The 23,242-nt window shown below is 37.3% G+C and carries 19 protein-coding genes and 3 other annotated features; of the genes, 9 read left to right on the top strand and 10 right to left on the bottom strand.

The window, feature by feature from the left end:
• Positions 1 to 29 precede the first annotated feature (29 nt).
• The gene (locus IGJ41_RS03095) at positions 30 to 923 is read right to left on the bottom strand and encodes a PTS mannose/fructose/sorbose transporter subunit IIAB (RefSeq protein ID WP_002383065.1); all 894 of its coding nucleotides are present in this window, start codon (positions 921 to 923) and stop codon (positions 30 to 32) included.
• Positions 924 to 1,183: 260 nt separating this feature from the next.
• Here IGJ41_RS03095 and IGJ41_RS03090 point away from each other — a divergent pair, with 260 nt between their 5' ends.
• Complete coding sequence (locus tag IGJ41_RS03090) at positions 1,184 to 1,891, top strand: GntR family transcriptional regulator (protein ID WP_002364758.1); 708 nt, start codon at positions 1,184 to 1,186, stop codon at positions 1,889 to 1,891.
• Positions 1,892 to 1,915: 24 nt separating this feature from the next.
• Here IGJ41_RS03090 and IGJ41_RS03085 read toward each other — a convergent pair whose 3' ends face one another.
• From IGJ41_RS03085 to IGJ41_RS03060, 6 genes are all read right to left on the bottom strand, one after another.
• Positions 1,916 to 3,694, bottom strand: coding sequence for a glycoside hydrolase family 35 protein (locus tag IGJ41_RS03085; protein ID WP_438713860.1), 1,779 nt, complete (start codon positions 3,692 to 3,694; stop codon positions 1,916 to 1,918).
• A 12-nt stretch (positions 3,695 to 3,706) separates the two neighbouring features.
• Positions 3,707 to 4,870, bottom strand: coding sequence for a glycoside hydrolase family 88 protein (locus IGJ41_RS03080; RefSeq protein ID WP_104855583.1), 1,164 nt, complete (start codon positions 4,868 to 4,870; stop codon positions 3,707 to 3,709).
• Positions 4,871 to 5,141: 271 nt separating this feature from the next.
• Positions 5,142 to 5,969 carry a hypothetical protein gene (locus IGJ41_RS03075; protein ID WP_153854066.1) on the bottom strand — a complete coding sequence of 276 codons (828 nt, stop codon included), beginning with the start codon at positions 5,967 to 5,969 and terminating at the stop codon, positions 5,142 to 5,144.
• 3 nt (positions 5,970 to 5,972) lie between these two features.
• Entirely contained in the window at positions 5,973 to 7,712 is a 1,740-nt protein-coding gene (locus IGJ41_RS03070) for a DUF2264 domain-containing protein (protein ID WP_173963793.1), read from the bottom strand.
• 377 nt (positions 7,713 to 8,089) lie between these two features.
• Positions 8,090 to 8,338, bottom strand: a complete 249-nt coding sequence (locus tag IGJ41_RS03065) for a GlsB/YeaQ/YmgE family stress response membrane protein (protein WP_002355684.1) — start codon at positions 8,336 to 8,338, stop codon at positions 8,090 to 8,092.
• A 106-nt stretch (positions 8,339 to 8,444) separates the two neighbouring features.
• A complete protein-coding gene (locus tag IGJ41_RS03060) occupies positions 8,445 to 10,076 on the bottom strand; it encodes a peptide ABC transporter substrate-binding protein (RefSeq protein WP_153854068.1) in 1,632 nt (543 codons plus the stop codon).
• A gap of 147 nt (positions 10,077 to 10,223) precedes the next feature.
• Positions 10,224 to 10,456 (top strand) — a binding site (T-box leader).
• Positions 10,457 to 10,611: 155 nt separating this feature from the next.
• Positions 10,612 to 10,854: a binding site (T-box leader), on the top strand.
• Between the two features lie 53 nt (positions 10,855 to 10,907).
• Here IGJ41_RS03060 and IGJ41_RS03055 point away from each other — a divergent pair.
• Genes IGJ41_RS03055 through IGJ41_RS03045 form a run of 3 tightly spaced genes read left to right on the top strand, consistent with a single transcriptional unit; the run spans position 10,908 to position 13,032 of the window.
• A complete protein-coding gene (locus IGJ41_RS03055) occupies positions 10,908 to 11,552 on the top strand; it encodes an amino acid ABC transporter permease (protein WP_002383057.1) in 645 nt (214 codons plus the stop codon).
• Positions 11,553 to 11,564: 12 nt separating this feature from the next.
• Positions 11,565 to 12,200: an amino acid ABC transporter ATP-binding protein gene (locus IGJ41_RS03050; protein ID WP_438713856.1), complete on the top strand. Its 636-nt coding sequence runs from the start codon at positions 11,565 to 11,567 to the stop codon at positions 12,198 to 12,200.
• Positions 12,201 to 12,210: 10 nt separating this feature from the next.
• Positions 12,211 to 13,032 (top strand): amino acid ABC transporter substrate-binding protein, encoded by an 822-nt coding sequence (locus tag IGJ41_RS03045; protein WP_002368082.1) that lies wholly within the window; start codon positions 12,211 to 12,213, stop codon positions 13,030 to 13,032.
• Between the two features lie 55 nt (positions 13,033 to 13,087).
• On the opposite strand, the gene IGJ41_RS03040 is transcribed toward IGJ41_RS03045, so the two are convergent.
• Positions 13,088 to 14,308, bottom strand: coding sequence for a Fic family protein (locus tag IGJ41_RS03040; protein ID WP_146101194.1), 1,221 nt, complete (start codon positions 14,306 to 14,308; stop codon positions 13,088 to 13,090).
• Between the two features lie 247 nt (positions 14,309 to 14,555).
• Between IGJ41_RS03040 and IGJ41_RS03035 the strand changes: the two genes are divergently transcribed.
• Both IGJ41_RS03035 and IGJ41_RS03030 read left to right on the top strand, forming a co-directional pair.
• A complete protein-coding gene (locus IGJ41_RS03035; RefSeq protein ID WP_002386980.1) occupies positions 14,556 to 14,999 on the top strand; it encodes a hypothetical protein in 444 nt (147 codons plus the stop codon).
• A 96-nt stretch (positions 15,000 to 15,095) separates the two neighbouring features.
• Complete coding sequence (locus tag IGJ41_RS03030) at positions 15,096 to 15,320, top strand: DUF3955 domain-containing protein (protein WP_002383054.1); 225 nt, start codon at positions 15,096 to 15,098, stop codon at positions 15,318 to 15,320.
• Between the two features lie 55 nt (positions 15,321 to 15,375).
• On the opposite strand, the gene leuS is transcribed toward IGJ41_RS03030, so the two are convergent.
• Both leuS and IGJ41_RS03020 read right to left on the bottom strand, forming a co-directional pair.
• On the bottom strand, positions 15,376 to 17,790 hold the full coding sequence (leuS, locus tag IGJ41_RS03025) for a leucine--tRNA ligase (RefSeq protein ID WP_010706700.1): 2,415 nt from the start codon (positions 17,788 to 17,790) through the stop codon (positions 15,376 to 15,378).
• 120 nt (positions 17,791 to 17,910) lie between these two features.
• Positions 17,911 to 18,143 (bottom strand) — a binding site (T-box leader).
• Between the two features lie 50 nt (positions 18,144 to 18,193).
• Positions 18,194 to 20,407, bottom strand: coding sequence for an autolysin (locus IGJ41_RS03020; protein ID WP_010706701.1), 2,214 nt, complete (start codon positions 20,405 to 20,407; stop codon positions 18,194 to 18,196).
• A gap of 316 nt (positions 20,408 to 20,723) precedes the next feature.
• On the opposite strand from IGJ41_RS03020, the gene IGJ41_RS03015 reads away from it, so the two are divergent.
• The 3 genes from IGJ41_RS03015 to IGJ41_RS03005 all read left to right on the top strand — a co-directional run bounded on the left by IGJ41_RS03015 (position 20,724) and on the right by IGJ41_RS03005 (position 23,230).
• Positions 20,724 to 21,383, top strand: coding sequence for a DUF1700 domain-containing protein (locus IGJ41_RS03015; RefSeq protein WP_002381265.1), 660 nt, complete (start codon positions 20,724 to 20,726; stop codon positions 21,381 to 21,383).
• A complete protein-coding gene (locus IGJ41_RS03010) occupies positions 21,383 to 22,408 on the top strand; it encodes a DUF4097 family beta strand repeat-containing protein (protein WP_002386976.1) in 1,026 nt (341 codons plus the stop codon). The genes IGJ41_RS03015 and IGJ41_RS03010 overlap by 1 nt, the downstream gene beginning before the upstream one ends.
• A 171-nt stretch (positions 22,409 to 22,579) precedes the next feature.
• Positions 22,580 to 23,230 (top strand): phosphatase PAP2 family protein, encoded by a 651-nt coding sequence (locus IGJ41_RS03005; protein ID WP_002355669.1) that lies wholly within the window; start codon positions 22,580 to 22,582, stop codon positions 23,228 to 23,230.
• Positions 23,231 to 23,242 lie beyond the last annotated feature (12 nt).

The raw sequence follows: 23,242 nt of genomic DNA, 5'->3' as shown, positions 1-23,242 counted from the left end.
TAAAAATATTCTTTCTTAGTCTGACAGTTTTAGCCGCGTAATTTTTTCATAAAATCAACGACTGGATCGTTTGGAACTAATTGGGCTGTCACAGTGACGCCTTTTGAAGCGATTGTTTCAAAAATTTGTTCTTCTTCTGGCAAAACTTGAATACTTTTTGTTACTTCGCGTGCTCCTTCTTTGTAACTCATATTCCCAACATTTACAGTTTTGATAGGTCCTTGCGCTTCGATAAAGCGGAGCACATCTTTCGGATTTTTAAATAATAAAAATAAACGCTGTTTACCATATTTTCCTGATTGAATATTTTTAGCGGCAGCCTCTACTCCAAGAACAGATAAACGCATCGAAGAAGGCGCTGCCATTCTCAAAGATGATTTTTGTAAAGGATCTGTAGCCGCCTCATCATTGGCTACAATTATTCGCTGTGTACTAAGACTTGTCGACCAAATTCCCGCTACTTGTCCATGAATTAACCGTTCATCAATCCGTGTGTTTACAATATTTTCTTTTCCAGCATATTGACTATAGTTACTTAACTCTTTTTCTTTGCTGGCTTCTGAAATCTCTTGTTCTGCTTGATTCATCCCAGCTTTTACATCAACAATATTTTCTTGTGCTAAACAAACTAATTCTTTAATCGAAGCCTGTTGATTAACCACTGCTTCAATCACAACAGAGAGCGTCATCCCTGCAATAATTTCCACTCCGTCAACGTTCAAATAATTCTTAGTTGCCACGTTACATGGCGTTCCTCCTAGTAAATCAGCAATAATCAGTGTCGTACCGTTAAGGGCTTTCATTTTTTCATTTAGCTCTTTCTCAAATTGAAGATTGTCGCTATCTGGTCGTAATGAGACTGTATGCACGTGTTCTTGCCGACCAACGATCATTTCTAAGCTAACTTTGACGCCTTCAGCCATGCTACCATGACTAATTAGTACAATGTTTTCCACGAATTTCCCTCCCTAGATGTAGGTGACCCTACTTAACATGTTATGTTCTCTACGAACTTACTATAACACATACTAAGTTATCCGTAAACCTAATATCTTAATATATTGAATTTATTTTTTTGAATTCTTTAAATAAAAATTGTCTTTCCTCTTTTTCAAAGTGTTTGCTAAAGGCTAGTTAACATGTTATGCTTAATTCATTCGATTACTAGAATGGAGGCAATCGCATGTTACCTAAATATGAACAAATTAAACAAGACCTTTTACGTGAAATAAAAAATCATACCTTTATTCCTGGTGATAAATTTTATTCTGAAGCCGATATTAAACGAAAATATGCTGTTAGTTCTATCACAGCTGTCAAAGCACTGAATGAGCTGACCAGTGCAGGTTACTTGTATCGTATCCAAGGAAAAGGGACCTTTGTTTCGAAATCAAAAGTTTCGCAAAATGTAAAATTTTCTGATATCGAGTTGCATTCTTTAGACTCTGAAAAAGTTAAAGTCCTTTCAATTGAAGAAGATACTCAAGCCGAAATTTTAAAGGAATTAGGCTTACCAGCTAACGCTTCTTATTATAGAATCAAGCGTGTACGCTATTCTGAAGATACACCCTTTCTCGTACATATCACACATCTTCCCAAAAAGCTTGTTAAAGAGCCGCTCTCAAAGGACCTCACAGCTTATGCAAGTGTGTATGAACGAGTCCGTAAAGATTTTTCAGTAGACCTCTTCTCGTTGGCTTCTGTAGAAACAAATGAAATTGTCTTTCCCGAAGATGCTGAGTTATTGAATTTACTTCAATTAAGTTTTCGTGAACCCGCTGTTAAACAAGTTAAACATTCCTATCTCGCAGATGGTAGTGTTGCTGAATATATTATTAGTTATAAACATTGGAAATATTTCAAAACCAAAATAGAAGTAGAAGCCGAATAAATTTCAGCTTCTACTTCTATTTTTTTAATCTATGATTACTTGATTCGTAAATTTCAAGTACTCAATTTCAATTCCCTCTGTTTCAAAAATTACTACTTCATTTTGTCCTTGCTGTAAAAATTCTTTGGGACAATACAGCGAATGAATGGGTCCTATTTCCCAATAACGACCTAGATGATGACCATTGACCACAACGAATCCTTTGCCATAGCCTCGACAGTCAATATACGTGTCTGCTAGCTGTTCTAATTCAAATGTTACTTGATAAAATGAAGGCTGCAATGGATTTTTTCCAGCTGTGTAATCAATCTTGGCTAATTGCTCTTGTGAAAAAGTTAAGGGATAGTGTTGATAGCCTTGGTGAAAATGAATGTCTTGCATCACTCCACCTCGAATTCCTTTACTTTGTGTCGGATTATTTAATTTAAAGCCATAATTAACGCGACCTAAGTTTTCCACTAAGATATCTAACGCAAGTGTGTCTTTTTCAGTTTGCCCTGAAATCAGTAGCTCTTCTCCCACTGTCTCTTGATATTGGGTAGCAGCTAAATCTCCATCTACATAAATGTGTAAACGATCACTGGCCTCGACCACTTTTAGTTTATTTTCATGATGATAATTTTTTAAATCAAACGAATAAAGCAAGTAGCCATAGCCTGAGCCAGCTTCTTCCATACTTAATGGATACGTGGTGGTCTTCGGTGTCATCATTTGATCTTTTACTGCGAATAAGGATACGCTAGCAGTTACTGGAAAGCTTCCCAAATTTCCCAGTTTTTTCGTGCGTGGTTGTGCTTGCCAAACTTCTGGACATACTTCTTTAATTGCTTTTTGAACGGCATAATATTTTTCTGTTGGTTCTCCTGCTTCTGTTAATAAAGCATCATAATCATAGCTAGTGACTTGAGGTAAATCTTTTGCACCTCGCGCCGAACACCCGTTATAAAAGCCGAAATTTGTTCCTCCATGAAACATATAGAGATTTAAAGAACCCACTGCCAGCATATCTTTTACTTCCTTCGCCAAGTCGGTACCTTCTCGCTGAATCACTGGTTCACCCCAACGATTGAACCACCCATCCCAGTATTCCATGCACATCAATGGCCATTTTTTACCATGACGAGTCATAAATTTTCTCAAAACGGCAGCATTTTCTTTCGAATGACTACCAAAATTTCCTGTCACAAAAACATCCTCTTCAATTAACGTCCCCGCATCCAAAACCTCTTCCCAAGCGCCATCAGATGTAAAAAGAGGAACCTCAATCCCCAGTTCTTCCATTATCTGCTTGGTTTGTTGTAAGTACGCTTTCTCCATGCCATAGGACCCATATTCATTTTCAACCTGCATCATGATCACTGGTCCACCTTGTGTTATCTGCAGTGGTGCTAGTTTAGGCAGTAATACTTGAAAATAGTTACGAACTTTAGTCATAAAAATAGGATCTGTCGAACGTAATCGCACACCTTTTTCTTTCAAAAGCCATGCTGGTAAGCCACCAAACTCCCATTCTGCACAAATATAAGCCGAAGGACGCAGAATAACTAGTAAATTCAGTTTTTCTGCCAAGCGGACAAATGCTTCAATGTTTTTCATTCCTTCAAAATCGTATACGCCTTCTTCTGGTTCATGAATATTCCAAGGGATGTAGGTTTCTACTGTATTAGCCCCTAAAGTTTTCAGATTATAGAGGCTATCTTCCCATTGTCTAGGTGTCATTCGAAAGTAATGAATCGCCCCGCTAATAATTTTTATTGGTTGTCCATTTAATAAAAAGTCTTCTTTAATCTCAAACGTTTGCATCATTTTTCCCCTTTACCAGTATCTTTGCCATGATGGTTTTGCTAAACGCATTAAGGCTTCCATGTAAAAATAATCGCCCCATAAGTTGGGTTCATCAATCCCTTTTCCTTCTGCATGTGCGTAAACACCATGGAGTAGCAGTCCTTCATTTTCGGAATCATTTTGCGTACGATAATATTCTCCTAATTGATAAATCATTCCTTTGGCAAGCTCTTTCGCTTGAGGAAAAGCCTGTAGTTTGTCTGCTTCCAATAAACCACATGCCGCAATTGCCAGTGCCGAGCTATCTTTGTCAGATGGCATTTGGTCATTAAAATCAAAATCCCAATAGGGAATTAAATCTGCTGGCAAATGAGCTAGAAAAACCTCCACTATTTGTGGATAAATTTCCGGAAATGGTTGGGAATGGAGAAATGTTTCGTTTAGGGGAATCCCTAAAATTGCCCAACTTTGGCCTCGTGCCCAAATGGAAGTATCACTATGTCCTTGATGCGTAGCTCCACGTTTTGGTTTGCCTGTTTCTGGATCAAAATAATAGGTATGATAAGTTGTCGCATCGGATTTAATCACCGTTTTCATTAACGTATGATAGTGACGTGAGGCAATTTCCTCATAAACCCTATTTCCAGATAATTTAGTTGCTTCAAATAAAAGCGGTAAATTCATTAATGAGTCGATAATTAATCGATATTCTTTGGGATCACCATAATGGCCCCACGCTTGAATGAAGGAGCCATTTTCTTGGAATCGTGCTGACAATACTTCAGCGGCAGCTAGCACTTCTTGTTTACAGCGCTCATCACCGGTAATTTTATACCCAGCACCCGCCGATAGACTATATAAAAAACCAATGTCATGGTGGTCCAAAACAAAATGCTCCTCTAACCGTTGTTGAAAGCTGTCAATATTTTCCATTGCCAGTAAACGAAATTTTTCTTGGTGAGACCACTCATATGCCAGCCAAAGCATGCCTGTCCAAAAGCCATTGGTCCAATCATCGTTAGCTTTGAGACGATATCGACCATTCGTAGCACAAGCTGAAGGAAACTGTGTTCCGAAACGCTGCATATTTTTAGCAATTTTTGAAACGCATTCATTTAATTGCGTTTGAATCCATTCATCTGTGACATTTTCTCCTAGAGAGATCAGTCTTTGTTTATTTTCTTGACTACACATCTCCACCACTCCTTAACTTGTTAACATATTAACTTATTGTATTATAACGTAAAAGAAAATAAAAAGCGACCTTTCTTGATTATTTCTCTTAAAAACAAGAGCGTGGGACAAAAATCACTTTGGATTTTTGCTCCACGCTCAAAAACTGATAAACGGCGGGAACAGAACCAACTCCTTCGGAAATAAGCCGAAATTCTCCAAAAATCAAAGAGAAATTTTCGGAAATTTCTTCTTATTTCTCAGAGCTAAACGGTTCTGTCCCGACCTCTTGTTATTTATTCCGACCGAATACTTCAATTTGGGTCAACGCTGGAAACGGAGAAGAGTCCAGCGCTTTTCGTAAGCATTTTAATGTCAAAGTTTGTGTTGTTTTCATTGGGAACTTTATTTCTTGAAAACAGGCGGTATTCGTTGTGGCAACTACTCGTTCCTCACCATCTGAAAAAGCTAAAGTGATTTCCTCCCAATAGCTATCATGTGGGTAATCCGCCCGAAATAGCAAGCGGATCCAGTCCGTTTCTACAGGCCTGCCAAAGTCAATCGTTAACTGTGCCTCCTTTTGCTGGTTAATTCCCCAAGAAGCAAATGGATAAGAGCCATGAGAAAGGTTACCAAACTTAGAATCAATAGCATTTTTCGCAAAGAAAACAGCATCGTCTCTCGTTTCAACGTTTGCATACGCATGAGGATAGGCTCCTGAATATTCTTTTTGGTCATGTGTATTCATAGAAAGATTTTGATAATTGTCTTTTTCAAACGTGTGCGCTTGTCGAACCATTATTTGGTGCCTTGCTGAATGAAAGGCCGTATCAACAAAAGCTTTTCGAGCAGATTCTTCTAATGGAATTTGATATTCCCAAACTTTTTCTTTTAGATAAATCAATGAAGGAGCCAAAGTTTCATCTAATTGAACCATCAAATAAGGGGTAGCCCCTGTATAAGTCACTACAATTTTATCGCCAACTTGATAAAGGTACTGTTTAATTGCTAATACCGCTAACGTGTCTCCCTCCGCCATGAATGGCGCTTCTGGCTTTTCGTGATCGATTCGGCCAGTAATAATCTGATTGTCTTTATTTTTCAATTCGATTTTTATCATTTTTTATTCCTCCCTTGTCACACCACCTACCAAACAAATCAGGCGATGCGTTCCTATTGGTAGCTCTTTTTGCAAATAAGGTAAACTTGTTCTTGGGAAAAACAACGATGTATTGGGTTCAGGGTGAAGAATACCTGCGTGGTCATACCCTTCAATTGCAACTATTTGCGAACCCAATTCTCCTGAATCGACTCTAGCCCACTCTTTACCAAGTTCTTTTTCTGAAAATTTTCCAAGTAACGGTAGACTAAATCCTCCTTCGCGCACTTTTAATGGAACCGATGTCACTATTTCATGTACTCTAACATGCCATTCTCCAAAAGGATAAATGGTTGTTTCAATTTCTACTTCTTGAAATGGTAGCCATTTATAATAAACTTGCTCCTCTGTTAAATAAAAATCATGAACTTTCCCTTTAACACGAAAATATTCACCATCACGAGAAACAGCCAATACGTTGTCAAAAGCCCCCTCCTCATAACGCGCACCAGCTTTGGGAACGCTAAAACCAAAGCGGCTAGAATAGACAAATTTACTATATTTAGCCGCGGCATGCGCTTGATTTTCAAGCCATAGTCCTGCAGGATAGCCGAGGACATGCGTTTTCATTTTAGGATGGATTAATAACATGTTTCCCTTTTCTATCAAACGCTTTTCTTCTCGTTTTATCGCCAGCGGTTCAGCACGCCAAAACGGATGGTCTTGATCCACAGCGAGCAACAAAAATGTTTTAAAGGCCCAATACGGAGAGCCTGGTGCGTTATAACCTTCTGCCATTACTAAATTTTCGTAATGATAGCCAATGGACAACCGACCATCATAAGTGAAAATAGCCTGTTGCATCCAACAGTGTAAATGTTTTGCTAACAGCGTTTTTATTTGTCCCCAAGGTAAAGCCTCTACTTCTGCAAATATCAAAGCTGCGAAAAATGCTCCTTGAGCAAATCGATACGTTTGACTACGTCCGTAAGGTAACGCTTCGCCCTCCTCATCAAAATAGTACAGATAGTCCTGCGCGAACATAACGGCTCGTTCTGTAAAACGTTTCGCACGAATAGGATCTCTTTCTCGCATAAATTTGACATAAATCAAACTATAATAATGAAAAGCAAACGAAATATAATAATCTCTTTGCGTAGTTTTACCATCCATATACCAACCATCACCTAAATACATGCATTCAATCAACGCCAATTCTTCCTCTAGTTCCGCTTGGTTAATCACTTGTCCACATCCCTCGAGTGCCAGACGAATGAGCACTTTGAAAAACGTCCAATTATTTTTAGGAATTTTACAACCAAGTGCTTTATTTAACCAAACCATGATATTTTCTTGCTGTTTCTCAGAAAAACAGGACCAAAAATATGTCTTATGAAGCAATAAAGTTAAAGATAATGCTGCTGCTTCCACAATATATTGATCATAATCAACAATAACGCCCCAATAATCTGGGGATGACGGATCAGTTCCTGCGATTAATTTTTCCACATAAGCATCTCTTAAAACATCATCTTTACAAGTAACCCAATACGGTCCAATTCCCCATAATGGTCGAATGAGCGCTTCCATTTCAGCATGTTGCTGATCATAGACAGCACCACTGGACCCAAAATTCACGCCAGGTTTTTCTGATGTTAAAATAGCCGTTTTTAAAGGTGTCATGATTGTTTCAAAAGCTTCCAAATATGCTTCTCTGGTCAAAAAAAGATTACTTTTTAACGATTCCATGCTTTTCGCCCCCATTAGTTTAATTCAAAGAATAACAAGGGCACTTATTTTTTTCAACTATCGTTTAATGAATAAAACGGCGTATTATGAGAGCAGAATTTCACTCACCTTGAACTTAACATATTAATTTTTTCTTTATTTTTGTTGAGCCTTGAGCTATTCACTTTATCCAACAAAACTTCCTTTATCAAAAATGAATAATAAATGAAAAATAAGCAGTCTAACGCAGGAAATTCTCATAATAAATATTTAAAAAAAAAGAGTCTATGACAAAAATCCAAAGAGATTTTTGTCATAGACTTAAAATATGAGAGAAAAGACATCAAAAGTAATGGTTTGATCAACCTTCACAAGTTTTATGATGCTTTTCAAGATATCATTTTGATACAATTTTACGCCTTGCGGTTTACAATAAAAGAGTAAATTGCGATACAGATAATCGCTCCTAGCAACGCTGAGATAATTGGAAAACCGCCGATGACTGGTCCTAAAGAAGGCAACAAGAGTGATGCTACCCAACTTCCTAAAAAGCCCACGATAATATTTCCAATAATGCCACCTGGCACGTCTTTTCCTAAAATTGCGCCAGCAATTGCGCCAATAATTCCTCCGACAATTAATGCCCATAGAAAGCTAAACATTTGAAAAACCTACCTTTCATAGTTGATTTTTTTAGTTAATTTTCCTACTTTAAGGATAAAACAGAAAGCAGACTTTTTCAAAAGATAGGACTTTTCAGAAGTCAATTTATTCTTCTACATAAGCTAAACGATAGGATACTGTGCGACCAAAAGAAAATACTTGCAAACCTTGTAAGCGATCTGATTTCAAGTAACCAATGGCTCCTTGGAATAAGGGTAAAACACCGGCATCTTTTTCAATTAATGTTTTTTCTAAACTTAGTAATTCATTCCAGCGTTTTTCAGGTTCATTGGCGTAATCTTTTCTAACTTTTTGGAGACCCGCATCATACGCTGAATCGTTATAACCAGAAGTATTTAAGCCACTTTTTGAGTCATAAAATTCTAAAAAGTTAATGGGGTCAGCATAATCAGGCGTCCATGTTCCAAAGGCTAAATCGTAATTACCTGCTGTTTGTAAATCCAAACGATTTTGCAAAGGCAATGATTTTAATTTGATTGTTAAACCTGGTAAATTTTGTTGCAATTGCCCTTGAACAAATTCAATGGTTTTCTTGGCAATCGCTGAGTCCGCTGAGATTAGTTCCAATTCAATTTTATCTTTGCCCAACTCTTCTTTCGCTTTGTTCCAGTTAGCTTGGGCTTCTTTAATATTATATGGCAATAAATCACCATTTTCTTTGCGGAAATCTTCACCTGTATCTGGATTTTTTGCAAAATTAGCTGGTACAAAACCATTTAAAGCTGTCGAGCCATCTCCTAAAATTTCTTTTGCAAAAGTTTCTTTGTCAATCGCTTGTAAAAAAGCTTTTCGAACATGTTCGTTGCCGGTAATTTCACGGCGATGATTTGGGCTTAAATAACCCACCATGGCTTTAGGTACAAAATGCGCTTGTTTTGACTCTTTATACTGAAGTGCATAAGTATCTGCTAAAACAGTGTAATCTAAATCGCCATTATCAAAAAGATTGGCTCCTGTGCCAATTTCTTTCACTACTTGAACATCAATTTCATTCAATTTTACGTGTTCTTTATCCCAATAATGATTATTCTTCTTCAATTTCCAAGTTTCGGAATTGCCATCCCAGCCTGAAATTACAAACGGTCCATTGCCAACAAAATTATCTGCAGAAGTCCCATAGGCAGTACCTTTTTCTTTGGCAAAGGCTTCATTTTTAGGCATAAAAGGTGTTCCAACTAAGACTTGGGCTAAATAAGGAATTGGATTTTCCAATGTTAGTTCTAGTGTCTGGTCATCGATTGCTTTGACACCAAATTCTTCCATCGTGGCTTGTCCTTCCCGCACCGCACGCCCATTTTTAAAAATATCCATTTGATTACTGCTACTTGAACCATATGCTGGATCGACCACGTTTCTAAACGCAACTACAAAATCCCCTGCTTTAACTGGATCCCCGTTTGTCCATTTTGCTTCTCGTAACTTGAATGTATAGACTAACCCGTCTTCACTAACTTGTGGCTCTGCTTTCGCCATAGCTAGCTCAGGATCTCCGTTTTTATCTTGTCGATACAAGCCTTCAACTACTTGACCAATCATATCGGAACTATAGACATCTGTATAATGAGCGCTGTCTAATGTCGAGAGTTCACCACCAGATGCGACGTTAATTTTCTGTGTAGCTGGTTCGTTTGAGGTCGTTTTCGAACCGCCACTTCCACATGCTGCTAAAACCAAGCCCAGTGCAACAAGTCCGATTAACCACTTTTTCTGTTTCATACCAAAACTCCTCCTTCTGTTCAAACAACTTACCTACATTTTACATGATTTTCCATACATTTGTCCTTTTTCAGCACTTACTTTTTGAAAGAAAAATATTTTTTTAAGAATAAGAGTTGACAGATATTTTTTCTGGTGGTAAAGTATTGAAAAACAGAGAACAGAAGAGTAACTGTTTCCTTTAGTGAAGAGAGTCTTTGGTTGGTGGAAAAAGACGTAAAGAAACAGCGAACCACATCTGGGAGTTGACTTTTTGAACCCTTAGTAGGAAAGTCCGGGACCACTCGTTAACAGGCGAAGTTATGAACTTCATAAGGTTCGTGTTGCGAAACACGAATAAACTAAGGTGGAACCACGATAATTGATTATTCGTCCTTTGGCTATTCAGCCAAAGGACTTTTTTGTTTTTTTAGATGCGCTTTTCAACCTGAGAGAGTGCCTCAACTGCTCAAGTCTGTTGTCCTCTTTTCTATATGCTTAATGGGATAAGCTAGAAAAGCAACAGGTTTTCTGTTCCGTTCGAACAATTTCATACTTACAATCAAGGCTTAGGACATAGTAATTTAGCTCTTCCTTTACAGAGACTTTTTCATTGGCTGAAAGAAAAAGATGGATTCTTCTTTACTCACACCTAAAAGATGTTTTTCTGAATCCTTTAGTAAGAAAAACCGGTGACTCTATCGTTAACAGAGAGTAGTTGTCAACGCAACTACATAAGGCTTATCTTGTGAAAGATAAGTAAATTGAGGTGGCACCACGAATGCGATTCGTCCTCTTGGCTCACAGCCAAGAGGCTTTTTTGTTTTTTAATAAAAATTGTTGGAGGAAAAAATGATGGATTATATTTTAGAAATTTTACCTGCTTTAGTTAGCGGAGCTGGCATGACACTGAAAGTCTTTTTCTTTACGCTCCTTGGCTCGATTCCACTGGGGATCATCATTGCCTTTATTTTACAAAGTTCGTTTAAACCTTTACGTTACTTAATTAACCTCTACATTTGGTTAATGCGCGGCACTCCGCTATTGTTACAATTGATTTTTGTTTTTTACGGCTTACCATTAATTGGTATTGTCTTTGAACGTTACGATGCGGCCTTATTCGCATTTATTTTAAATTATGCTGCGTACTTTGCTGAAATTTTCCGCGGGGGGATTCAAGCAATTCCCCAAGGTCAATATGAAGCTGCTAAGGTTTTACGTTTAACACGTTTTCAAACAGTCACTCGGATTATTTTGCCACAAGTTGTTAAAATCGTGCTGCCTTCCGTAGGAAATGAAATTATCAATTTGGTCAAGGATACTTCTCTTATTTATGTTCTTGGCTTAGGCGATCTTTTACGTGCTGGTAAAATTGCGATGAGCCGCGATGTTACATTAGTGCCATTAGCTTTAGTGGGAGTGATTTATTTACTCTTTACGGCAATTTTGACTGTTGCTTCTAAGAAAATTGAAAAATTCTATCAATATTATAAATAGGAGGACTCTACCATGTTAACTATTAAAAATTTAACCAAACATTTTGACAACCGGACCATTATTGATCACTTAAATTTAGAAATTCCAGAGGGTAAAATTTTAACGATTGTTGGTCCTTCAGGCGGCGGAAAAACCACTTTACTTCGTTGTTTGGCTGGTTTAGAAACCATTGATTCTGGTGAGCTTTTGTTGGATGGTGTTCCTTTCAATCCTGCTGAAATGGACAATGCCGATCAAGTGGTTGGGGTCGTTTTCCAGGATTTCCAACTTTTCCCTCACTTATCAGTTTTAGAAAACATTACCTTAGCACCTACATTAGTACTAAAAGAAGAAAAAGCAAAAAGTCAGCAAGAAGCTTTAGAATTACTGGAAAAATTGGGCTTGGCTGGTAAAGAAAAACTCTATCCGTACCAACTTTCCGGTGGACAAAAACAACGAGTTGCACTTGCTCGTGCCTTAGCAATGAAGCCAAAAGTTCTTGGGTACGATGAACCAACGAGCGCGCTAGATCCAGCTTTACGCCAACAAGTGGAAGAAGTTATTTTAGATTTACGGAAACAAGGCATGACACAGATTGTCGTGACCCACGATATGGCTTTCGCTGAAAAAATTGCAGACAATCTTTTGACGGTTGCCTCCGTCCAATAGAAAGGAGTTTATGATGAAAAAGAAATATTCTTTAGCCTTGCTGGTTATCTGTTGTAGTTTACTCCTATTTGCAGGTTGTGGTAAAAGAAAAAGCAACGAAGATCAATGGACACGGATTAACGAAGAAAAACGGATTATTATTGGCTTAGATGACTCCTTTGTGCCCATGGGTTTTCAAGATAAATCAGGCAAAATTGTCGGCTTTGATGTCGACTTAGCCAAAGCGGTTTTTAAACTTTATGGCATTTCCGTTGACTTCCAACCGATTGATTGGTCTATGAAAGAAACAGAATTACAAAATCAAACCATTGATCTTATTTGGAACGGCTACACTAAAACGAGCGAGCGGGCCGAAAAAGTTCAATTCACACAACCTTACATGACGAACGATCAAGTACTTGTTTCTTTAAAAGAAAAAAACATTGCAACAGCGAGCGACATGCAAGGCAAAATTTTAGGGGTTCAAAACGGCTCTTCTGGCTATGATGGCTTCGAAAGTCAGCCCGACGTTTTGAAAAAATTTGTTAAAGACCAAACGCCTATTTTATATGACGGCTTTAATGAAGCTTTCTTAGATTTAAAATCTGGCCGAATTGATGGGCTCCTAATTGATCGCGTCTACGCCAACTACTATCTTTCCCACGAAGATAATTTAAAAAACTATACTATTTCTCATGTAGGCTATGACAATGAAGATTTTGCTGTGGGCGTCCGCAAATCAGACAATCAATTAGTCCAAAAAATCAATACTGCCTTTGAAACGTTGCGAAAAGATGGCACCCTTAGTAAAATTTCTCAAAAATGGTTTGGAGAGGATGTTACAAATCATTAAAAGTTGACCAATAAAAAATCCTGAAGCTCTCAAAATCGAGAGTTTCAGGATTTTTTTATCCAATTGTTTCTTCAAATTGTTGAGTGATTCGATACGTTTTCGGTTTCTTTCCTTGAACTTGAATATACGCTTGTTTTTCTAATGTTTCCGTTATTCGCTTAACTTTTCCGTAGGACCAGTTTTGATTTTCTTGAATCTCTTTAATCGACACACTTTCGGTGCCATTTCTAAACATATGTGCTTGAATTAATAAAAATAGAACACTACATTCATCTTCAGGTAACTCTGAATGTTGTAACCATTGCGTGGCTCTTTTCAACTGATTAGTCCATGTTCTCAGCTCTTCTAAAATTTCCGTTTGTCCTAATAAGATAAATTCATACATCGTCTGAACAAAAAGAGTTACTTCTCCTCTATTTCTTGGATTTGTGACTTCGGAAAAAGCTTTTTCATATTTTCTCTTATTATGGATTACGGCATTGGAAACAGTCAATCCTGTCAGTGGATCCAATTTTCTAGAGAGATAGTTAGACATCAAAAAACGGCCCATTCGTCCATTCCCATCATAGAAGGGATGAATATACTCAAAATAGTAATGACTGATACAACATTTAAGTAAGCTTGGTAGTGCTGATTGATTCATAAAAAGGATAAGTTTTTCTAGATCAGCTATAATACTTTCTTCGTTGGAACTACCTTGATGAACAACTTTGTCTTTATCACTGATATACACAACAGATTTCCTAAATAATAAACCATCTGGATAGTCTTCTTCTTGGATATCAGCTTTAAAGAGTTCATCATAGATTTCTCTAAATTGACCTAATGTTTCTATTTTTAGCATTTTATCAGTCACAATACCTTTATACATGTTTACAATGCCCTGAAATCTTTCAGTTGAATTAGCATTTAATTTGTGTAAAACTTTGCTAATATCTTTTCTTGAACTTTTAACCCCTTCAATTTCATTCGTACTTTGTATCTCTTCAATCAATTGATAAAAAAAGATATTTTTTTGTACAATTTTTGGTAATTTATGTATATATCTCATTATTTCTTGAGAATTTTTCATAATTTTTTCTTGTAATACGCTGTGTTGAAGTAAAGGAACGTAGAATAACTCATAGGTTTCTTTTGTTTTCCGTTCTTCTTTGTCAAATGGGTGGATAAATAACTTAGTTTGTAAAGTAGAATCAAAATTTAAACGTTCTTGATATTTCTTTTCAAAAGAATCTCTATTTTTATAAAAATCTACTTTTAGTAATTTATATGTCATTATACCCCTCTTTTCTTATTCTAAATTACAAAAAAACGTTTTTTTGTAATTTAGAATACCTTTCACTTAAATTTAACATTCAAAATTACAAAATTCAACTATTTTATAATTTTAAATTTACATAGAAAATTTAGCAAATTCTAACTTATGAAGAACTTTTATTTTTGCTACACTAGTAAAAGTCGAGAGAATTTGTCCTTTTCTGCCTAGAACAATCATTACTCTCAATAAATGAAAGGAGAAAAAAATGCCTACTAATAAAAAAGAAGGAATGCTTTTTACTACGTTAATGTGCTTTCTGATGGTTTTCGGAATGAGCACCTATAATTTATTATTGCATGGAGAATTTTCATTGTACGCCTTATCAAAAGGTTTGCTTCCTGGATTTATCGTTGCTTTTATTTTAGATGTTTTCATCGTTGGTGTCTTAGCTAAGAAAATCGCTTTTTCTTTACCCTTTAATAAAGAAAAACGGCTATTACTTATTCTGACCATTTCGAGTCTCATGATTATCAGCATGGTGACTTGTATGTCTTTATTTGGCTTATTAATGGAAGGCCAGACGTTGTCACTAAGTGCGTATTTCCAAGCTTGGGGCCTGAACTTTATTGTTGCCCTTCCTTATCAATTGCTGATTGTCGGTCCCTTTTCACGTATGATCTTAACCAATTACCAACAACGACAAACTTAGAAAATAGATTTCTTATCTAAGTTTTAACAGTTGCCTAAAAAAAAGTTAACCTTTTTGATTTATCTTAGTGATAGTTCATTAAAGGAGGAACTGAAGTTGAAAAAATATCGTATTAGCTTATTTCTTGGCTTGATTAGTCTTTTATTATTTATGATCTCTATTTTAGTTGGATCAACATTATCTAGCGATGGACTTTTAAAAGAACCCGCCTTTTTCTGTACGCCGCTTGGTTACTTTTTTCTCTTCATCGCCTTGCTTTCAGTCATAACAATCACATGTAAAGAACATATGAATCAAAAAGGTAAAACAAAACAACCTTAAAAAGAGCCTGACGTTTTGATACGTCCGGCTCTTTTTTTAATAAAAACATGTAAACTTAATTTGCAACAATATTTACTAATTTATCTGGAACAGCAATCACTTTGCGCACTGTTTTTCCTTCAATAAATTCTTTAACAGCTTCATGGTTCATTGCAATTTGTTCTAATTCTTCTTTGCTTAACCCACGAGCGACATTTTGTTTGCCACGTAATTTTCCGTTCACTTGGAAAACTACTTCCACTTCATCTTCTACTAAGGCCGTTTCATCATAGGTTGGCCAAGGGACATAAGTTAAACTTTCCTCGTTACCTAAAATTTGCCATAGTTCTTCACCAATATGTGGCGCGATTGGCGCAAGTAATTGGACAAATCCTTCCACATATTCATAAGGTAAGGCATCCACTTTATTGGCTTCATTCACAAAAACCATTAATTGAGAAATCGCTGTATTAAAGTGCAAGTTTGCCATATCTTCTGTCACTTTTTTAACCGTTTGATGATAAACTTTCGTTAAACGGCCATCATTAATTGTGGTAATTCGGTCACGCATTTTGCCTTCTTCATCAACAATCAGACGCCAAACGCGATCTAAGAATTTACGACTTCCTTCTAATCCATTTTCATTCCAAGCAATGGAAGCATCTAATGGGCCCATGAACATTTCATAAAGACGTAACGTATCCGCACCATATTTAGCCACCACATCATCGGGATTTACAACATTGCCACGTGATTTAGACATTTTTTCGTTGTTTTCTCCTAAAATCATACCTTGGTTGTATAATTTTTGGAAAGGTTCTTTGGTAGGAACCACACCAATATCATATAAGAATTTATGCCAAAAACGAGCATAAAGTAAATGCAGCACCGCATGTTCGGCACCACCAATATAGATATCAACTGGTAACCAACGTTTTAATTTTTCAAAATCAGCAATTTCATTTTTATTATGAGGATCAATGAATCGTAAGTAATACCAAGAGCTTCCAGCCCATTGTGGCATAGTATTCGTTTCACGTTTTCCCTTCATGCCAGTTTCAGGGTCGACGACATTGACCCATTCATCAATGTTTGCTAATGGCGATTCCCCAGTTCCACTTGGGCGAATATCCGATGTTACTGGTAAACGTAGAGGTAACTCAGATTCAGGAACCGTTGTGGTTGTTCCATCTTCCCAATGGATCACAGGAATTGGTTCACCCCAGTAGCGTTGACGAGAGAATAACCAGTCACGTAAACGATAAGATACTTCTTTTTTCCCTACGTGATTTTCTTCTAGCCACTCATTCATTTTAGCGATGGCTTCTGCTTTGTTTAATCCATTTAAGAAATCAGAATTGATATGCGGTCCATCCCCTGTATAGGCTTCTGTTGTAATGTCGCCACCTGCGATTACTGGTAGGATATCAATGCCAAATGTTTTCGCAAATTCGTAATCCCGTTCATCATGTGCTGGGACCGCCATGATTGCGCCTGTGCCATAGCTTGCTAAAACATAATCGCCAATCCAAATTGGAATTTCTTGGCCATTGACTGGATTTATAGCATACGCACCTGTGAAAACACCTGTTTTTTCTTTTGCTAAATCCGTTCTATTTAAATCAGATTTTTTTGAGGTTTCTTCAATATATGCTTCTACAGCTGCTGTTTGTTCAGGTGTCGTAATTTTTTTCACTAGTTCTAGTTCAGGAGCTAGAACAGTATAGGTTGCACCAAACAAGGTATCAGGACGGGTTGTAAACACCGTGAAACTTTCTTCTGTGCCAGCGACTTTAAAGGTCACATTGGCTCCTTCAGAACGTCCAATCCAATTTCGTTGCATATCTTTAATACTCTCTGGCCAATCAACAAGCTCTAAATCTTCTAATAAGCGATCTGCATAAGCAGTAATTTTCAGCATCCATTGACGCATTGGTCGGCGAACCACATCATAACCGCCACGTTCACTTTTTCCATCAATGACTTCTTCATTTGAAATAACAGTTCCTAATTCAGGGACCCAGTTAACCGCAACTTCTGCTTCATAAGCTAACCCTTTTTCATATAATTTTGTAAATATCCATTGTGTCCATTTGTAATATTCAGGATCAGTGGTATTAATTTCACGATTCCAATCATAGCTGAATCCTAGTGAATTAATTTGGCGACGGAATGTTTCGATATTTTTCTTAGTAAATTCAGCTGGGTCATTTCCTGTATCTAACGCATATTGCTCTGCTGGCAAACCAAACGCATCCCAGCCCATTGGATGCAACACATTATAGCCTTGCGCACGTTTCATACGTGAAAGAATATCGGTTGCTGTATAGCCTTCCGGGTGACCTACGTGTAAGCCTTGTCCAGATGGATAGGGAAACATATCTAGTGCATAAAATTTTTCTTTATTTGGGTCGTCCAATGTATTGAAACAATTGTTCTTAGCCCAATATTTTTGCCATTTTTTCTCAATCTCTTTGTGATTGTAGCTCATGTTATTCCTCCTAGTAATATAAAATTTTTCATTCTTAAAATTTGCCACCTGCAGCCATTGTCACTATTCTGACTTAAACTAGCCACTTAGTGATAAAAAAAAGTCCTATAGGAAAAATTCCTATAGGACGTGAACATACAAATGCAACGTGGTACCACCTAAATTCGTCAAAGAAACGGTCAGTCACCGTCACCTTAACCTCAAACGTCTTAACGATCGTCACCGACTTTTCCTACTTGGTTTGTTCAAAAAAGTAACTTAAAGGCGAGTTCAAAAGCTTCTGTACGTATTTCCACCAGCCATACGCTCTCTATCACATGGTTCTTTCTACTATTCCTTCTCATTGTTTTTTTCTATTATAAGACTCATGTTACCAAAGATAGCTATTTTTTTCAATCTTAAATTAACCAACTTTTAAAGTTTGACCAATATAAATTGTATCCCCGCTTAAGCCATTTAATTGTTTGATTTTTTGGATGCTGATTCCGTATTGCATTGATAAGCCCCAAAGTGAATCACCGCTTTTAACTGTATGGCGTTTGCCTGATGCACTATTTGTTGAAGAAGCATTGCCACCTGCAGAAGCGCCTTTTTTCACGATGATTGTTTGACCAGCAAAAATTAAATCGCCTTTGATCCCGTTCCATGAACGTAGATTAGCAACACTCACGCCAAACTGTGCAGAAATTTTATTCAGCGTATCACCTGATTTAATCGTGTAGGATGTTGTCGCACCGCCACCATTATTCGTAGGCTTGTTCGTATTCGTTGAACCTGAGTTGGCGCCTTTTTTCACGATAATCTTTTGACCAGCAAAAATCAAACTACCGCTGATGTTATTCCAGGCTTGTAAGTTAGCCACACTAACACCGAATTGTGCAGAAATTTTGTTCAAGGTATCGCCCGATTTAATCGTGTAGTACGTATTCGTTCCTGATTGATTATTGTTAGAACCACCATTGCTTGAGCCACCGGTGTTACCTGAAGTACCTTTTTTCACAATAATTTTTTGACCAGCGAAGATTAAATCGCCAGAAATGCCATTCCATGAGCGTAAATTAGCAACACTCACGCCATATTGGGCGGCAATTTTGTTCAAGGTATCGCCTGATTTAATTGTGTAGTACGTATTCGTTCCTGATTGATTATTGTTAGAGCCACCGTTGTTTGAGCCACCAGTGTTACCTGAAGCACCTTTTTTCACGATGAGTTTTTGACCAACGAAAATTAAATCGCCAGAGATGCCATTCCATGAGCGTAAATTAGCAACGCTCACGCCATATTGGGCGGCAATTTTATTCAAGGTATCCCCTGATTTTACAGTATAGTACGTGTTCGTTCCTGATTGATTATTGTTAGAACCACCGCTGCCTGAGCCACCAGTGTTACCTGAAGCACCTTTTTTCACGATAAGTTTTTGACCAACGAAAATTAAATCGCCAGAGATGCCGTTCCATGAGCGTAAATTAGCAACGCTCACACCATATTGCGCGGCAATTTTATTCAAGGTATCTCCTGATTTTACAGTATAGTACGTGTTCGTTCCTGATTGATTGTTCGAGCCGCCTGTTCCTGGATTAACTGTTCCGCCCCCAGTATTTCCACCAGAAGATGGTGTATCATATTGAGTTAAGTTATATGCGGTAATGACATTATTTAATTTAGCATTGTAGCTAGGATCTGTCGCATAACGACCTGTTAACCAAGCAGTTGCATCGCGGTACGAGCTTGTATTGCTTTTCCAAGCCCCAGCATAATAGTAAACGCCCGCTTGGAAAGAAGTTGTTTTTAGCACGTGCGCATTATCTTGGAATGATTCCATGTAAGAAGGATATTTACGGAAAGGTTCTTTTTTCACTAACCATTTGCCGTTTAAATATTCCCATGTATCCATATAGACAGATTGTCCATTGTAGCTGCCTTTAATCCCAAATAAGTTATAGTTTGGTGCCTTAGATAGCGTACTTGCTCCCCAACCACTTTCAACGATTGCTTGAGCCATCATCACTGATGCATATAAATCATTGGCTTGCGCAATAGGTTGTGCACAACGAGCTAACTCGGCAATAAATTCTGAAGGACTTTGCGTCGGTGATAACGCTGAAAAAGTTTGCGCAGAAGCTACTCTAGCTTCTGGTACTTTTACTTCATCATCGGGTGTAACCGCAGGCGCTGCTTCAGACTCGGTTGCTGAAGGAGCTACTGGCGTAATTTCTGCTACTGAAGAATCAGTCGTTCCTGATTCCACAGGTGTAGTTGAATCAGCTGTTGGTTGCTCGGTACTTGGTGTTGTTGGTGTTTCTTTTGATGATTCAGTTGTCGATTCAGTCGTTGTTGACGAATCCGTTGTCGGTTGTTCCGTAGTTCCTGGCGTAGTTTCTGTTGTTGGTGTCTCTACTAAGCCAGTTTCCGTAGTAGGTGCTTGGGCAACTTCCGCATTTGTTGGCTGCTCTTCTGTTGCCTCAGCAGTCACTGGTAGTAACGCAACGGGCGTTCCTACAGATGAAACAATTAACGCCGAGCTGAATAAAGTAGTGCTCTTCTTCCATTGTACTGGCGTTTTCTTTCTTTGTTGTGCTTTCCTTCTTTCGATACGTGACATTGATTCTTTCTTCATTGATACGTCCCCAACTTTCCTTTTTTAACTTATATGTAAATGTAATTTTTTAGTTTTGTTATTATAACAAGTATACCTTTTTTTCTGGCGAATTAAAAACACTTCAACAAAATTTCATATTACTGTAACTAGATTGTAAAGAAGTAATGTTTTTTAACATGGATTTCCTCTCTTGTTACTACTCGGAAAAAAACTGCGACTTTAGTTGTAGACGCTTCTTTACCTTAGTCTGATTTTTTTAATTCCTCTTGTTATTCGCTCAAAAAGAAATTATAGTTTAAGATGAGAAATGAATCGTGTAGAAAGAGGGAGCGGAATGAATAAAGAACATTTTATTATTGAGCTGAAAATTTATTTAAAAGCATTAAATCCAAAAGATCAAGCTATTATTCTTGCGAAATACAAGGCGTTATTTGATGCTCGTGTTGCGGAAGGCGAAACAGAAGAACAAGTGGCAAAATCATTGGGGAAACCACGGGTTATCGCAGAAGAAATTTTGAAAGAACAAGGCATTGAATTGACGGAACGAAAAATTGAAAATAATGGCTGGCAAGAAATTCCAGCGGCTACACCTGCTTATGATCATCCCTATGAAGAAGAATCTGAATTTTACTATGATAATGATTCTCCATACTATCAACGACCACAGCATCGGCCACTAACCCGATTTTTCCAAGTGCTTGGTATTTTCTGTTTAAATTTTTTCTTCATGTTTTGGGTTATTTTAGGGATTGCCTTAATGTACGTCGGTTGTGGCATTGCCGGAGCTGCAACTTTATTTTCACCAATTTATGGTATTTATAGTGTTATTACCCAAGCAAATGCCGCTTCCTTTTTCCAATTATCTATGAGTCTCTTTTTATTTGGTGCATCAATCATTGGTTGGTTACTGTTTCTACCAATTTTAAAATTTTCAGCACATGTCTTTAAGCGTTATTTCCAATGGAACATTGCTGTTTTACGAGGTGATATCTAATGAAAAAAACAACAGGGATTCTCTTATCCATTGCTGTCTTAGCGATGCTAATTGGTGGATCTGGCGCCGTCTATTATTACAAGCAAGCGGAAAAATCAGTCACACCGCTAAAAGAAAGTTATACACTAAAAAATAAACAAGCAGGCGAAGAACTTCACTTATCCTTAAAAGGCAAAGGACCTTATACCATTTATAAAACTGATAGTAACAAAATGGGGTTACGATCACCGAATAATGCCTTTTATTCAAAAGCTGAAGGCACCTTAGATGTCAAAGAAGAAAAAAATAAAATAACAGCAACCATCAATACCACTCGTACACAAAACCAATCCGAATTGTCATTCTTTAATATTGGTATTTTTAGTGACTTCACACCGAACGTGAGTGTCCAGATTCCTAATAATGTGAAAAAGTTAGTGATTGATGGCTCAACCCATTCACCAGTTTCATTGAATGCTTTTAACGTAGACGAATTAACAACTAATCTACCAAATTCTTATGTTAGTCTATCGGGTGTTAAAGCCAAAAAAATGACGCTTAACTCTTCAGATGGTATCTACCTTTCAGCGGATACTTCCGCTAAAACAGCAACAGTTGAAACCACTGACGGCGATATAACGTTGGATTCAGCCTATTTCGATGAAATCAAAAATACGACTACTTCTGGTGATATTCGAGTGCAAAATGCTCGTGGAAACATCCAAGCAACAACGACAGATGGCGATATTAGCGTCTATGATTTCAAAGGAGAAGCTAACTTTTCAAGTGAAAATGGTGATTTTTCTTTAGACATGCCTGCTGTGCCTAAAAAATTAACTGTCGCTCTTGTCCATGGAGATATTTATGTAAATTCTGGAGAAATTTTGCGTAACATTTCAATCAAAGGGGAATCAAAATTAGGCGATGTTCAACTTTTAAACAAAGAGCGAACATCTTATAAGAATGGTCGTGCGGATACAGAGTTTAACCTTTCTAGCGAATTCGGAGATATTACCGTTGATACTCCTGATGATGATAATCAATAAACATGTGCCAGTTAAAACATCTGTTCTGGCACCACAATGAGAGATTGTGGTGCCAGAACTTTTTTAATATCTGTATCCCCTCCAAATCAGGCAATGAAATTATCTTTTAATTTTTTACCCTTTTGATGGTATAATACGGATTGTTGCGATTAAATTTTGAAAGGATTTTTTATGAAAAACAAACTTTATTATCAATTTGCAGGTAGTTGTTTTCTTTTAGTATTTATGTTTTTAGGCTATGTTGTTCGTTTTTATCCAACCTGGCTCAAAGGCTTTGATCAAACGATTACTTCTTTTGTTCGTCGTCCTTTTCCACAGCTAAATAACTTTTTTATTTGGTACACCAAATTTGCCAATTCATTGACGATTATCATCTTAGCAATCGTTGTCATTGCTCTGTTTATTGTTTGGAAATATTATGCTGAAGCATTATGGCTCTTTATTAATACTGCCTTAATTGCTGGCGTAGGTAATTCTTTATTAAAATTATTCTTTATGCGCCAACGTCCTACTTTGGAGCATTTAGTAACTGAACATACGTATAGTTTTCCTAGCGGACATGCTGTAGGAAGTACCTTGTTCTACGGCACTATTTTATTGATTCTGCCAATTTTCATTAAAAATAAAACGGTCCGCCTTTGTGTGCAAATTTTACTAGGTATTGGGATTTTCATGATTGGGGTTAGTCGAATCTATTTAGGTGTCCATTTCCCTAGCGATATCTTAGGTGGTTTTTGTCTTGGTTTAGCTTGGTTGTTATTAAGTTACCCTATTTATTTAGAAAAACGCTTTGTTTGGCGATTTCAAAGCAAACAACGCTAGAAAGAAGTCTTG

It is taken from the genome of Enterococcus sp. DIV1537a, assembly GCF_051712085.1.
GTDB classification, from domain to species: Bacteria; Bacillota; Bacilli; order Lactobacillales; family Enterococcaceae; genus Enterococcus; species Enterococcus faecalis.
This window is presented reverse-complemented; position numbering and strand designations above follow the sequence as displayed.

Bases quoted from the DNA above. Each gene is read 5' to 3' on its own strand.
- IGJ41_RS03095 (WP_002383065.1), bottom strand. From the start codon at position 923: ATGGCTGAAGGCGTCAAAGTTAGCTTAGAAATGATCGTTGGTCGGCAA.
- IGJ41_RS03090 (WP_002364758.1), top strand. From the start codon at position 1,184: ATGTTACCTAAATATGAACAAATTAAACAAGACCTTTTACGTGAAATA.
- IGJ41_RS03085 (WP_438713860.1), bottom strand. From the start codon at position 3,694: ATGCAAACGTTTGAGATTAAAGAAGACTTTTTATTAAATGGACAACCA.
- IGJ41_RS03080 (WP_104855583.1), bottom strand. From the start codon at position 4,870: ATGTGTAGTCAAGAAAATAAACAAAGACTGATCTCTCTAGGAGAAAAT.
- IGJ41_RS03075 (WP_153854066.1), bottom strand. From the start codon at position 5,969: ATGATAAAAATCGAATTGAAAAATAAAGACAATCAGATTATTACTGGC.
- IGJ41_RS03070 (WP_173963793.1), bottom strand. From the start codon at position 7,712: ATGGGGGCGAAAAGCATGGAATCGTTAAAAAGTAATCTTTTTTTGACC.
- IGJ41_RS03065 (WP_002355684.1), bottom strand. From the start codon at position 8,338: ATGTTTAGCTTTCTATGGGCATTAATTGTCGGAGGAATTATTGGCGCA.
- IGJ41_RS03060 (WP_153854068.1), bottom strand. From the start codon at position 10,076: ATGAAACAGAAAAAGTGGTTAATCGGACTTGTTGCACTGGGCTTGGTT.
- IGJ41_RS03055 (WP_002383057.1), top strand. From the start codon at position 10,908: ATGATGGATTATATTTTAGAAATTTTACCTGCTTTAGTTAGCGGAGCT.
- IGJ41_RS03050 (WP_438713856.1), top strand. From the start codon at position 11,565: ATGTTAACTATTAAAAATTTAACCAAACATTTTGACAACCGGACCATT.
- IGJ41_RS03045 (WP_002368082.1), top strand. From the start codon at position 12,211: ATGATGAAAAAGAAATATTCTTTAGCCTTGCTGGTTATCTGTTGTAGT.
- IGJ41_RS03040 (WP_146101194.1), bottom strand. From the start codon at position 14,308: ATGACATATAAATTACTAAAAGTAGATTTTTATAAAAATAGAGATTCT.
- IGJ41_RS03035 (WP_002386980.1), top strand. From the start codon at position 14,556: ATGCCTACTAATAAAAAAGAAGGAATGCTTTTTACTACGTTAATGTGC.
- leuS (WP_010706700.1), bottom strand. From the start codon at position 17,790: ATGAGCTACAATCACAAAGAGATTGAGAAAAAATGGCAAAAATATTGG.
- IGJ41_RS03020 (WP_010706701.1), bottom strand. From the start codon at position 20,407: ATGAAGAAAGAATCAATGTCACGTATCGAAAGAAGGAAAGCACAACAA.
- IGJ41_RS03015 (WP_002381265.1), top strand. From the start codon at position 20,724: ATGAATAAAGAACATTTTATTATTGAGCTGAAAATTTATTTAAAAGCA.
- IGJ41_RS03010 (WP_002386976.1), top strand. From the start codon at position 21,383: ATGAAAAAAACAACAGGGATTCTCTTATCCATTGCTGTCTTAGCGATG.
- IGJ41_RS03005 (WP_002355669.1), top strand. From the start codon at position 22,580: ATGAAAAACAAACTTTATTATCAATTTGCAGGTAGTTGTTTTCTTTTA.